14 protein-coding genes are annotated in these 12,547 nt (G+C 56.3%); 9 read left to right on the top strand and 5 right to left on the bottom strand.

Going from position 1 to position 12,547, the window contains the following annotated elements:
* The first annotated feature begins 4 nt into the window (after positions 1-4).
* The 9 genes from crcB to BC777_RS09965 all read left to right on the top strand — a co-directional run bounded on the left by crcB (position 5) and on the right by BC777_RS09965 (position 9,311).
* Complete coding sequence (gene crcB, locus BC777_RS10005; RefSeq protein WP_100367902.1) at positions 5-364, top strand: fluoride efflux transporter CrcB; 360 nt, start codon at positions 5-7, stop codon at positions 362-364.
* A complete protein-coding gene (locus BC777_RS10000) occupies positions 361-1,416 on the top strand; it encodes an RluA family pseudouridine synthase (RefSeq protein WP_100367901.1) in 1,056 nt (351 codons plus the stop codon). The genes crcB and BC777_RS10000 overlap by 4 nt, the downstream gene beginning before the upstream one ends.
* Positions 1,409-2,074: an HAD-IA family hydrolase gene (locus BC777_RS09995; protein ID WP_100367900.1), complete on the top strand. Its 666-nt coding sequence runs from the start codon at positions 1,409-1,411 to the stop codon at positions 2,072-2,074. The genes BC777_RS10000 and BC777_RS09995 overlap by 8 nt, the downstream gene beginning before the upstream one ends.
* A gap of 3 nt (positions 2,075-2,077) precedes the next feature.
* Positions 2,078-2,788: an ATP12 family chaperone protein gene (locus BC777_RS09990; protein WP_100367899.1), complete on the top strand. Its 711-nt coding sequence runs from the start codon at positions 2,078-2,080 to the stop codon at positions 2,786-2,788.
* Positions 2,789-3,005: 217 nt separating this feature from the next.
* Positions 3,006-4,025, top strand: a complete 1,020-nt coding sequence (locus BC777_RS09985; RefSeq protein WP_100367898.1) for an amino acid ABC transporter substrate-binding protein — start codon at positions 3,006-3,008, stop codon at positions 4,023-4,025.
* A 128-nt stretch (positions 4,026-4,153) separates the two neighbouring features.
* A complete protein-coding gene (locus BC777_RS09980) occupies positions 4,154-5,368 on the top strand; it encodes an amino acid ABC transporter permease (RefSeq protein ID WP_100367897.1) in 1,215 nt (404 codons plus the stop codon).
* A gap of 1 nt (position 5,369) precedes the next feature.
* On the top strand, positions 5,370-6,665 hold the full coding sequence (locus BC777_RS09975; protein WP_100367896.1) for an amino acid ABC transporter permease: 1,296 nt from the start codon (positions 5,370-5,372) through the stop codon (positions 6,663-6,665).
* Positions 6,666-6,679: 14 nt separating this feature from the next.
* Positions 6,680-7,447 carry an amino acid ABC transporter ATP-binding protein gene (locus tag BC777_RS09970; RefSeq protein WP_100367895.1) on the top strand — a complete coding sequence of 256 codons (768 nt, stop codon included), beginning with the start codon at positions 6,680-6,682 and terminating at the stop codon, positions 7,445-7,447.
* 259 nt (positions 7,448-7,706) lie between these two features.
* Positions 7,707-9,311: a serine/threonine protein kinase gene (locus tag BC777_RS09965; protein ID WP_168769122.1), complete on the top strand. Its 1,605-nt coding sequence runs from the start codon at positions 7,707-7,709 to the stop codon at positions 9,309-9,311.
* 19 nt (positions 9,312-9,330) lie between these two features.
* On the opposite strand, the gene BC777_RS09960 is transcribed toward BC777_RS09965, so the two are convergent.
* From BC777_RS09960 to yihA, 5 genes are read right to left on the bottom strand one after another with little or no spacing between them, the layout of a single operon-like run.
* Complete coding sequence (locus BC777_RS09960; protein WP_100367893.1) at positions 9,331-9,858, bottom strand: SixA phosphatase family protein; 528 nt, start codon at positions 9,856-9,858, stop codon at positions 9,331-9,333.
* The gene (locus BC777_RS09955; RefSeq protein ID WP_100367892.1) at positions 9,855-10,460 is read right to left on the bottom strand and encodes a ferredoxin; all 606 of its coding nucleotides are present in this window, start codon (positions 10,458-10,460) and stop codon (positions 9,855-9,857) included. Before BC777_RS09955 ends, BC777_RS09960 begins: the two co-directional genes overlap by 4 nt.
* Complete coding sequence (locus BC777_RS09950; RefSeq protein WP_100367891.1) at positions 10,453-10,968, bottom strand: hypothetical protein; 516 nt, start codon at positions 10,966-10,968, stop codon at positions 10,453-10,455. The genes BC777_RS09955 and BC777_RS09950 overlap by 8 nt, the downstream gene beginning before the upstream one ends.
* Before the next feature lie 59 nt (positions 10,969-11,027).
* Positions 11,028-11,882: an acetylglutamate kinase gene (argB, locus tag BC777_RS09945; protein ID WP_375342417.1), complete on the bottom strand. Its 855-nt coding sequence runs from the start codon at positions 11,880-11,882 to the stop codon at positions 11,028-11,030.
* A 17-nt stretch (positions 11,883-11,899) separates the two neighbouring features.
* Positions 11,900-12,547 (bottom strand): ribosome biogenesis GTP-binding protein YihA/YsxC, encoded by a 648-nt coding sequence (gene yihA / locus BC777_RS09940; RefSeq protein ID WP_100367889.1) that lies wholly within the window; start codon positions 12,545-12,547, stop codon positions 11,900-11,902.

Here is a 12,547-nt window from a genome sequence, read left to right as displayed (position 1 = left end):
CGCCATGATGACACCTGTGATCTCTGTAGCCCTTGGCGGGGCGATTGGTTCTGTTCTGCGATACCTCGTGGGGCTGGTTGTGGCGTTTCCGCTGGGCACTTTGGCTGTAAATGTCATTGGCTCTTTTGCAATTGGATTGATCTGGGTGCATCTGGCAGATCGCGGATTGCAGCATTGGTTGCCGTTTTTGATGACGGGCGTTTTGGGTGGGTTCACGACCTTTTCGGCGTTCACTTTGGATGCGTTGCGGTTGGTGGAAGAAGGCCGCGTGACGGCCGCGGGTGCCTATGTGTTGGCGTCCTTGGTAATGTCCGTTCTGGCCTGTGCCGCTGGTCTTTGGATCGCAAGAGGAATGACAACATGAGTGGCGTGCAAACACGGGTCATTGGCCCTGATGATGGTGATCAACGCTTGGATCGGTACTTGCGCCGCCTGTTCCCGCATCTGACCCAAGGCCGCATCGAGAAGATGTGCCGCAAGGGTGAGCTGCGTGTGGATGGTGGTCGAGTGAAATCCAACGCGCGTATTGAGGTTGGTCAAAAGCTGCGTATTCCGCCACTACCGACCGAGGAAGAGGCCGCTGCGGCGGCCAACCTTGCCAAGCGTGGTGTGACCAAGGCAGATGCCAAGCTGATCCAGTCCTGTGTCATCTACAAAGATGACCACATCATCGCGATCAACAAACCCCCCGGTTTGGCGACCCAAGGCGGGTCAAAGACGACGCGCCATGTGGATGGGCTGTCCGAGGCGTTGATGTTTGATTATGAGGAAAAGCCCCGGTTGGTGCATCGTCTGGATAAGGATACCTCGGGTGTGCTGCTGCTGGCGCGCACGCGCATGATGGCCAAGCAGTTGACCGAGAACCTCAAGCATCGTGAAACGCGCAAGATTTACTGGGCCGCCGTTGCGGGTGTCCCCCATCCGCGTGCGGGGACGATCAAATACGGTTTGGTAAAGGCTCCGGGCCATGGCCGCGGTGGTGAGAATGAAAAGATGCGCTGTGTGCATCCGCGTGATCTCGATAGCGTTGAGGGCGCGAAACGCGCGACATCTGACTATGCCGTAATGGATACGCTTGCCAGCCGTGCCGCTTGGTGCGCCTTGGTCCCGATTACAGGGCGGACGCACCAGTTGCGGGCGCATATGGCCGAGATTGGGCATCCGATTGTGGGTGACGGTAAGTATGGTGGCTCTGGTCAGGAAAACCTTGGCGATGGTTGGGGCGCTGGCATGGGCAGTGAGATTGGGCGCAAGCTGCACTTGCATGCGCGCAGCCTGACAATTGAGCATCCGGCGACGGGGGCGACCCTGCATCTGACGGCCCCATTGCCAGAGCATATGCAGAACACATGGGATTTCGTGGGTTGGATCGTGGGCCACGCCCCCGTTGATCCGTTCAATATGCCTGATGAGTGATCTGCGGCTGGTGATCTTTGACGTCGACGGCACACTCGTTGACAGTCAGGCGGAGATTATGGCGGCGATGACCTTGGCGTTTCAGGCTGAGGGTTTGGCTTTGCCAGATCGTGCGACCGTCCTGTCGATTGTGGGATTGTCGCTGGCTGAAGCGTTTCGCGTGCTTTGCCCTGATGTGGACGAGGCGCAGCGGGTGCGGTTGGTTGAGGCTTACAAGGCGTCTTTCATGCAGCTGCGTTCGGATAATCGGGAAATGGGCCCGCTGTTTCCCGGTGCGATGGACGCATTGGATGTGTTGCGCGCGCAGGATCACACTTTGCTGGCCGTGGCGACCGGGAAATCGCGGCGGGGCTTGGATAAGGTGCTAGAGCGGCATGGGCTGACTGGGGTGTTTCATTCTGAACAAGTGGCAGACCATCATCCGTCAAAGCCGAACCCTTCGATGATTTTGACGGCGCTGAGTGAAACAGGCGTTCCACCGCAGAAGGCTGTCATGCTGGGTGATACGACCTATGACATGGATATGGCGCGTGCGGCTGGGATCAAGAAGATCGGGGTGACGTGGGGCTATCATGCGGCGGATGCCTTGCTGCCTGACGCGATGATCGAAGATTTTGCAGCTCTCGCGGGTGCTGTAGACCAACTGATAGGGTCTTGAACGATGAGCGACTGGCAACCCAAACGGTTCTGGAAACAGGCGCAGGCCGAGGCGTGTGATGGTGGGTTCACCGTCAAGCTAGATGGGCGTCCGGTGCGCACCCCCGCGAAAGCGCCTTTGACATTACCAACGCTGGCGATGGCTGATGCGATTGCGCAAGAATGGGATGCGCAGGAAGCGGTCGTCGATCCGCGCACTATGCCGGTGACGCGCGGCGCGAATGCCGCGATTGATAAGGTGCGGACGCAACGGGACGAAGTGATTGCCTTGCTGGCAGAATATGGTGACAGTGATTTGCTGTGTTACCGTGCTGCCGGGCCAGATGGGCTGATCAAACGACAGGCTGATGCATGGGACCCGATGCTGGACTGGGCGGCAGAGACGCTGGGTGCGCGGTTGTTTGTGGGCGAAGGCGTGATGCATGTGACCCAGAAGCCAGAGGTGTTGGACAAGCTGACATCTGAGGTCGCCGCGTTTGATGATTTCGCCCTTGCGGCGGTACATGATCTGATCAGCTTGTCGGGGTCGCTTGTCTTGGCGCTGGCGGTGACACGGGATGCCATCACCGTTGAAGACGCATGGACGTTGTCGCGCATTGATGAGCATTGGCAAATTGAACAATGGGGCGCGGATGAAGAGGCCGCAGCCGCTGAAATGGTCAAGAAGACGGCCTTCATTGATGCGGATAGGTTTTATCGTTTTTTGCTTCCGTAAAGGAAACGCACTGTTCAGTGCTGAATCAAGAAAATTTGCCTAATTTCGCGACAAATGCCTCTCGTTTTGTCTGTCTCGCCCTTGACTCTAAGCGCGAATAACCAAAGTCTTGTCGCATTGAGATGGGAGGGTCCTTCTCATTTATCATGACTGTCTATCGGGACGGGTAAAAAATTGGCCACCCCACGTTGGGGTGGAAACTCAGGAAGAGGTAAAAATGAAAAAAACCGCATTTTATGGCGCACTGACTGTTGCTGGCTTTGCTGCAAGCATGGCTTCTGCCGCAACATTGGATGACGTCAAAGAGCGTGGCGTGTTGAACTGTGGCGTGTCGACTGGTCTTGTTGGCTTCGCATCGCCAAACGCAAATGGCGTTTGGGAAGGCTTCGACGTTGGCGTATGCCGCGCCGTTGCTGCCGCCGTTTTGGGTGATGCAGAGGCGGTTGAATTTGTACCGCTGACAACAAAAACACGTTTCACAGCCCTGTCGGCTGGCGAAGTTGATATGCTGTCACGTAACACGACATGGACATTCAGCCGTGACGTTGACCTGAAGTTGGAATTCACTGGCATCAACTACTACGATGGTCAGGGCTTTATGGTCCCACGCGATCTTGGCGTTTCGTCCGCGAAAGAGCTTGATGGCGCGACTGTCTGCATCCAGACAGGAACCACAACAGAGCTGAACCTGGCGGATTATTTCCGTTCCAACAACATCAGCTACGAGCCTGTGCCAATCGAAACAAACGCCGAAGCGCAGCAGCAGTACCTTGCAGGCGCATGCGACGTTTACACGACTGACGCATCCGCACTTGCCGCGACCCGTGCATCTTTCGAAGCACCTGGTGATCACATCGTGCTGCCAGAAATCGTCTCGAAAGAGCCACTTGGCCCGCTTGTCCGTCACGGTGACAGCGATTGGGGTGATGTTGTGCGCTGGACACTGAACGCGCTGATCGCAGCAGAAGAGCTGGGTGTCACATCGGCCAACATCGAAGAGCTTGCAGCTGCACCAACTGGTAACCCAGAAGTGAACCGCCTGCTTGGCACCGAAGGTGAACTGGGTGCGATGCTGGGTCTGGACGCAAACTGGGCTGTGATGGCGATTTCGGCTGGTGGTAACTATGCTGAGCTGTTCGAAAAGAACATCGGTGAGAACACACCAATCGGTCTGGCACGCGGTCTGAACGCGCAGTGGACAGATGGTGGTCTGCTCTACTCACCGCCGTTCCGTTAAGAACGTTTAGAAGATCAAAGGGCGCGGTTATGACCGCGCCCTTTCACTAAAAACGATCAGAAAACCGACGCAAACGAACCGCGCAAAGCGGTCACTCAACACCGCGTCGTAACAACGGGGAAAATCTTATGTCGTCGATTACAGACCCACCACAGGGGTCATTCCGTCTGTCGATGCTGATCAACGATACGCGCTATCGTTCGCTCACTTTTCAGGCGATTGCAGCACTCATTCTGGCGCTGTCTATTTGGTATCTGGGAAACAACCTGATCCAGAACCTACGGCAGGCCGGCCTGAATATCAGCTACAACTTCTTGGGCAATCCTGCGGGTTATGACATCAACCAGACGCTTGTTGAATACACCAGCCGGTCAACACATGCGCAGGCAGCACTTGTCGGTATCCTCAACACGCTTCTTATCGCTTTCCTTGCTTGTGTGATGGCCACCATCTTTGGTGTGGCTGCGGGTGTTCTGCGCTTGTCGAACAACTGGCTGGTCAGCAAGTTGATGGGCGTCTACGTCGAGATTTTCCGCAATATTCCGGTACTGATCTGGATCATCATCATCTTTACCATCATGACGGCGGTGATGCCTGCACCTCGCGCTTTCCGTGGAGATGAACCTGAAGCGACGATGCTTTTGAATGCTTTCGCTTTCACGAACCGCGGTATTTATGTGCCCGCGCCGATCTGGGGGCCGGGATCGCTTGTTGTTGTGCTGACCTTTCTTGCGTCAATCGTAGGTATCTTCGCGTACAGGCGGTATGCAACCAAAACCCTTTATGCCACTGGGCGCTTGCTGCCGACATTCTGGCCAAGCATCGGGCTTTTCTTTGTCCCGACCATCCTGATGCACTTTATCATGGGGCAGCCGATCAGTCTGGACCACCCGGTTTTGGGTGGCTTCAACTTCTCTGGTGGGTTGCAGTTGGGTGCACCGCTGATCGCGCTTTGGTTTGCCTTGTCGATCTATACCGGCGCCTTTATCGCAGAGAACGTGCGCGCCGGTATTCAGGCTGTATCGAAAGGTCAGTCCGAGGCTGCGGGTGCGTTGGGATTGCGGTCCGGTCGGATCATGTCGCTGGTGGTGCTGCCACAGGCGCTGCGTGTCATCATCCCACCACTGATTTCGCAATATCTGAACATCACCAAGAACTCTTCACTGGCGATCGCCGTGGGCTATGCCGATGTGACGGCGACGCTGGGTGGTATCACACTGAATCAGACGGGCCGTGCGATTGAATGCGTGCTCTTGCTGATGCTGTTCTATCTGACGATTTCGCTGACCATTTCGGGTGTGATGAACGTCTACAACAACTCTGTGAAGCTGAAGGAGCGTTGATATGAGCGATACATCAAACACCGTCGCCTTCGTGCGCACCGAGACAATCCCGCAGATGCCGCCGCCAGCAGCAGAGACGGGGGCGATCAAGTGGATGCGGGAAAACCTGTTTGCCTCGATCCCGAATGCAATCCTGACGCTTGTGTCGGCCTATGTGATCTACAGCATTTTGGCGGGTGTCTTACCATGGATATTTAACGGTGTCTGGAACGCTCAGACCCTTGCGGAGTGTCGCGAGATTTTGGACGGGACGTCAGGGGCCTGCTTTGCCGTCCTGACAGAGCGCTGGCCTCAGTTGGTTTTCGGATTGTCCTATCCGGCATCTGAATACTGGCGTCCGAGCCTTGCTTTCGTGCTGCTGTTCTTTGCGGCAGCTCCGGTCATGTTCTTTGATTTGCCGCGCAAGATGCTGATCATCACCCTGTTCTACCCATTCATCACCTATTGGCTGTTGTGGGGTGGCACGGTGCTGATACCGATCCTGGCATTCGCAGGGTTTGTGGCGGGTTATCTTGTTTACCAACGCTTTGTCGCGGGCAGCTTTGCCGCTGGTTTCTTTGGTGGCGTGATTGCCGCGATGATCGTGTGGTACATCGGGGGTTTTCTTATCCCTGACGGGGCCAACCAAAACGCCATGCTCAGACCTGTCGCAAGCCGTGACATGGGTGGCTTTATGCTGAACATGATGCTGGGTGTGACCTGTGTATCATTGTCGATACCCATCGGGATCGTCCTTGCGTTGGGGCGTCAGTCATCTATGCCGCTGATCAAATGGATCTGCGTGGTCTTCATCGAGTTTATCCGCGGCGTGCCGTTGATTACCTTGTTGTTCGTAGCCTCGGTGATGCTCGCTTATTTCTTTCCGCCGGAAAGTTCTGTGGATTTGTTCCTGCGCGTTGTGATCATGATCACGATGTTTTCGGCCGCTTACATCGCCGAAGTGATCCGGGGCGGTCTGGCCGCTTTGCCCAAAGGGCAATATGAGGCAGCAGACAGCCTTGGGCTTGATTATGCACAAGCCATGCGCCTGATTATCTTGCCGCAAGCGCTTAAAATCTCGATCCCCGGGATCGTGAATATCGCCGTGGGGCTGTTCAAGGATACCACGCTGGTGTCGGTGATTTCGATGTTTGATATCGTCGGGATGATCCGTGGCCCAATCCTGTCCTCTACGGACTGGAACGGCGTCTACTGGGAACTGCTTGGCTTTGCGGCGTTGCTGTTCTTTGTCACCTGCTACGGCATTTCTCAATACTCACAATGGTTGGAGCGCAGGCTCGCAACCGACCATCGCTAAGGGAGGCCCGGACTATGGCCGAAGCAACGCAAATGAAAGTCTCTGACAAGGTTGCCATCACAATTGATGGAATGAACAAGTGGTATGGATCATTCCATGTGCTGCGCGACATTGATCTGACAGTTTACCAAGGCGAACGGATCGTGATCTGTGGGCCTTCGGGGTCTGGTAAGTCGACGCTGATCCGCTGCATCAACGCACTGGAAGAGCATCAACAAGGCAAGATCGAGGTGGATGGCACCGTGCTGTCTTCGGACCTCAAGAATATCGACAAGATCCGGTCAGAGGTTGGCATGTGCTTTCAGCACTTCAACCTTTTCCCGCATCTGACGATCCTTGAGAATTGCACACTGGCCCCGATCTGGGTGCGCAAGACACCAAAGAAGGAAGCCGAAGAAACCGCAATGCACTTTCTTGAGAAGGTGAAGATCCCCGAGCAGGCCGACAAGTACCCCGGTCAGTTGTCCGGTGGTCAGCAACAGCGCGTGGCGATTGCCCGTTCGCTTTGCATGAAGCCACGCATCATGCTGTTTGACGAACCGACATCGGCGCTTGACCCTGAGATGATCAAAGAGGTGCTGGACACGATGATCTCACTCGCCGAGGAAGGTATGACCATGCTTTGCGTGACCCACGAGATGGGCTTTGCCCGTCAGGTTGCCAACCGCGTGATCTTTATGGACCAAGGTCAGATCGTGGAACAGAACGAACCCGAAGAGTTCTTTAACAACCCCAAGTCCGACCGGACGCAGTTGTTCCTGAGCCAGATTTTGGGTCACTGAAGCAGATCAAAAGATGATCAGAAAGCCCCGGTGAAAGCCGGGGCTTTTTTGTACGGGCCGCGCTGAACCATGCCGGACACCCTCAGCTATAATATAATTATATGCCGATTTTCGTGGTAATTGTGACTATTTAGACTGCAATTGCCGCGGTTTTTAACCAAATTACAACTTATTTCTGGGCCACTATTTCTTTGAAGTGCCGCCTGCATTACATCACTCACGTGTGAGAGTGAGCCACGGGACGGGCAGCAGACGAGTGTTGGAACCTACGCGGATACTGGGGATTGAGAGCCCCGACGAAGCCATTGTTGGTGCGTTGCCTGCGCGTACGGTGCTGTCTGACGGGGCCTTCACGATCACCGAACCTTTGGGGCAGGGTGGCTTTGGTATCACCTATCTCGCGCGGGATATGACCCTTCAACGCGATGTGGTGATTAAGGAATGTTTCCCAGAGGCGATTTGTATTCGGTCCGGTGCTGATGTCGTTGTTCGCTCGGCCACAAACACCCCGCATTTTCGTAAATGTGTTGAAATGTTCGTGCGTGAAGCGCGCAGTATTGCGCGGCTTAACCACCCCAATATCCTGCATGTGCATGGAATCTTCGAAGAAAACGGGACCGCCTATATGGTGCTCGATCTTATCGAAGGGCCTGATTTGCTTGATATTATTGAGGACCCGGAGCGCACACTTGGCCCATCGCAGGTACATGCGCTGACGATCAATATCCTTGAAGCGTTGCGTGTTGTGCATGGGCAGAACCTGTTGCACAGGGATATTTCGCCAGACAATATTCTGGTTGATAAAGCGGGTCAGCCCACGTTGATTGATTTTGGGTCAGCGCGGGAATTCGCCGCCGACAGGATTAGGCAAAAGACGACGTTGCTGTTTGTTAAGGATGGCTATTCGCCTTTTGAGTTCTATGCATCCGGCGCCGCGCATAGCCCTGCCAGCGACTTTTATGCGCTGGGCGGTACGATCTATCACCTGATCACAGGAGAGGCTCCACCCAGCAGCCAGACCCGTCAGGTTGAGGTGCAGTCTGGTGCGCCAGATCCATATCGCCCGCTGGCGGGCCGATACCCAGATTATGATGACACGTACCTTGCTGCGATCGATACGGCTTTGCGGTTGCAGCCTGCACAACGCATTCAGACCGCAGAAGAGTGGCTGGCGATTATTGCGCAGGTGCAGGACAGCCCCGCACCACCTGTGCCAACGACGCCCAGACGTTTGCCAGAGAAGTACGGTAATCTTGTTTCCGAGACCAATAAACACGTCTTAGAGGATGAACCGGCGACGGCGAAAGCGGTTGTCGCGCAGTCTACGGCCCCAATTGCACCACATCCAAAGCTGGCATGGCGTGACGAGTTTAATCAAGAAACGGAGGAAATCCTCACCCTCGCTGATGTGCATCAGGATAGTGATCTCGACGATGTTGAGGCATCACCTGATATAGATGAAGATGTCGGGCAGCGTGGTTTGCTTGCCAAAGTCCGGGGTCTGTTTGCAAAGGAACCTCAGGTTGAGGAAGACGAGGACGTCGAAGCGCTGATGGTGCAAGCCTACCTGCAGCAGCAGGCCAAGCGCAGAAGACAGCGCAGCGGCGGGATTGGTTTTGCTGCAGCCAGCTACATCGCCATCAGCGTTTTTGGTATCTTAGCGGCCGCACTGATTTCCATCAATTATACGCGCGTGCAAGAGGACGACAGCTGGACGGCACTATTCTCTCTTCAAGGTTTTTGTCGCGGTGAGACGGCATTTGCCTGGACACCGGTGCAATTTGACTGTGCCCCAAGTGCCGATACGCGCAGGTTGGATTTGGGTGATCGCCAACGGATACTGCAGATGGATGACGCGAATTAACGTCATATCAACCTGAAGCTTACTCAATATCGTGGCTCGCTGTCCCAATCAGATCGCGCGGTACAACAAAAGCCTTGCAGTGTCCGGTACGCGGTTTGACCTCAACCCATCTTTCGATCTCAAAATCGATTACAGTCGTGGCGCAGGTTGGGTAATCGCTGAACCTGTGGTGCGTTGGCGCCGCTTTGACCAGGGCGTTCGCCAGCATCCCGATGCCAGGATTGTGCCCGATGACAGCGACAGTTTGGTCCACCTGCCTTTGCACCATATCAATGATTGTATCCGGGGCGGCATGGTAAATGCGTCCTGAGAGTTTCAGATGCGGTTTCGGCTCAAGCGCTGCCAGGATCAGTTTCGCCGTTTCTTGTGTCCGTATCGCGTCAGAGCAAAGCACCGTATCGGGCAGATAGCCTTCTTGCACCATCCATCCCCCAATCGCCTCTGCCGAGGCGCGTCCGCGTGTATTCAGCACCCGTGCATGGTCATCTGCAAAAGGATCACTCCAACTGGATTTCGCATGGCGGATTAGGATCAGGCGCAGGGTCACAGGAAGGCCTCCATATGGAATGCGGCTTGGGCGGGCAGGCGGGTGCCTTGGCCAACAGGGCATGCACGACGTGCCAGGCAACCGCGTGAGCGGCAGTCAATGCCTGCGTCTGAGGCGATATGGGATTTGCAGGCAGCCACGTCATAGCCGTCGTCGAATGCGCCCACGGGACAGGCTGTGGCGCAGGGTTGAGCACAGGTCAGGCAAGGTTGTTGGGCTGTGCCAAGGCGAGGTGGGGTGCGCCAGCGGATCGCCCCACGGAAGGACACGAAAAGCCCTGCCTCATCATGCACAAGAAAATCGATGGGTGAGGCCCAGAACCGCCCCGTCTGTTTGGCCCATGTGAAGAAGGGCGCATAAGGCGGGCCGCCAAAGGGGAAGAGCGCCTCTGCGTTCAGGTCTTCTGCAATGGCGGTGAGCACCCGCGCGGACCAGCGGTCGAGCGGGTCAGGTGCGCCATCGCGGTATTCGGGGCTACCGCGAAAGATGCTCCAGAACATGGGTTCATCCGGCCCGATCAAGCTAATCGTGTGATCCCCATCCGGGCAGTCACCCAAGGTGCGCAGCCCCACGGGTGCCAGCAGGCGGTCGATCTTATCCATCCGCGATCCGTGTCCAGCGCCGTGGCATGCGGACCACCCCATCGTCGCCACTATCGGCCTCGAACAGGACCTCATCGGCGCTGCAGGTATAATCACCTAAGGCAGAGCCAAGGGGGGCAGTTGTCTCATCCAAAGGGATCGTCATACGTTCGCCCAGCACGATGGCTTCGCTGACCATGCTGAAGCTGTCGATGACGATCAAGAACGCCCCATCATCTGCTTCGATAGTACCTTCGTTAAAGCCCGCCATGGTCATTTGGGTGGGCGGGATACCTTCGACGGCGACTTCAAGTGCCAGATCATTGATGTCAGTCGCCATGCGGCCATCGTCATACACCTCAAGCGTGGCCGAGCCGCCAAGTGCCGTTGCTGTGCCGGGCATGCCGCTGTTTGAAAGAAGGGTGGCGAGGTCATCAATATCTGCAGACCATTGTCCGATCAGGCAACGATCCAAGGCTGCCACTGGGGTCGCTGCGAGGATGGCGGCGGCGATGCAAAAAGGTTTCATAAAATGCTCCTGTCTGAAATGACACGACGATAGCATCAATCAGGGAATCGCCAAATATTTCAGACGCGGGGCCGCCGGATGAGGGAGCCTGCACCGTGGTCGGTGAACAGTTCCAGCAGGCAGGCATTCGGCGCACGCCCGTCAAGGATCACAACCGCACGCACGCCGTCGTTCATCGCCGCAAGCGCTGTTTCCGTCTTTGGGATCATGCCGCCTGCGATGGTGCCATCGGCGATCAGATCTGGAATGATCTTGGGGTCAATCTCGGTCAGGACTTCGCCGGATTTGTCTTTCACGCCTTCAACATCGGTCAGCAGCAGCAGGCGGTCGGCCTTGAGCGCGCCTGCAATGGCGCCAGCAGCAGTGTCGCCGTTGATGTTGAACGTCTCACCTTCGCGACCCATGCCCAAGGGTGCAATCACCGGGATTGCATGGGCGGCGTGGAGGTCGCGCAGGATCGTGGGGTCCACTGTTGAGGGTGTCCCGACAAAGCCGAGATCCTTGTGCGTCTGCTTGCAGATCATCAGGTTTGCATCTTTACCGGACAGGCCGACGGCTTTGCCGCCTTCTGCGCAGATCGCCTGCACCAGCCGGTTGTTCACCTGTCCCGATAGCACCATTTCGACCACATCCATGGTCGCCTGATCGGTGACCCGTTTGCCGTTCACGAACTCGGATTTGATATCCAGCTTGCCCAGCATTTCGTTGATCATCGGCCCGCCGCCGTGCACGATCACCGGGTTCAAACCGACTTGCCGCATCAGCACCACGTCACGGGCAAATCCGTGCATGGCCTCATCGCTGCCCATCGCGTGCCCGCCAAGTTTAATAACGACCGTCGCACCGGCATAGCGCTGCATATAGGGCAATGCCTGACTAAGGGTGCCGGCGGTGGCGATCCAGTCACGGTTCATGTCTTGGGTCCTTGTCTTCATGCGATATCCGCGATGATGGCGCGGAGCGTCTTGATGCCGTCGCCCTTTTCCGATGATGTCAGGATCAGTTCGGGAAATGCGGCGGGGTGTTTGGCTAGTGCCGCGCGGGTCTTATCAAGCGAGGCCTGCAGCGCGTCGCCTTTGAGTTTGTCCACTTTGGTCATGACAACCTGAAAGGTGACGGCTGCGCTGTCGAGCAGCGACATGATTTCTTCGTCCACCGCCTTGGCCCCATGGCGCGCATCGATCAGCACGAACACCCGCCGCAGGGTTTGCCGCCCTTGCAGGTATTGCTTGAGCAGGCGCTGCCATTTTTCAACGACCGCGACGGGCGCATTGGCAAAACCATAGCCCGGCAGATCAACCACATAAATATCGCCTGCGGTGAAAAAGTTGATCTCTTGCGTCCGCCCTGGCGTGTTTGATGCGCGGGCAAGGCCCTTGCGCCCGGTCAGCGCATTGATCAGGGACGACTTGCCCACGTTGGAGCGCCCGGCAAAGCACACTTCGACCCGATCCGCTGGCGGCAGGCCGTCCATCGCCACGACGCCTTTGACGAAATCGGTTTCGCCGGCAAACAGCAGCCGCCCTTTTTCAAGCGCATGTGCGTCAGGCTCGTCCACTTCGGGAAAGCGCATTTCCAT

The organism is Yoonia maricola (genome assembly GCF_002797915.1).
Lineage (GTDB): Bacteria > Pseudomonadota > Alphaproteobacteria > Rhodobacterales > Rhodobacteraceae > Yoonia > Yoonia maricola.
This window is presented reverse-complemented; position numbering and strand designations above follow the sequence as displayed.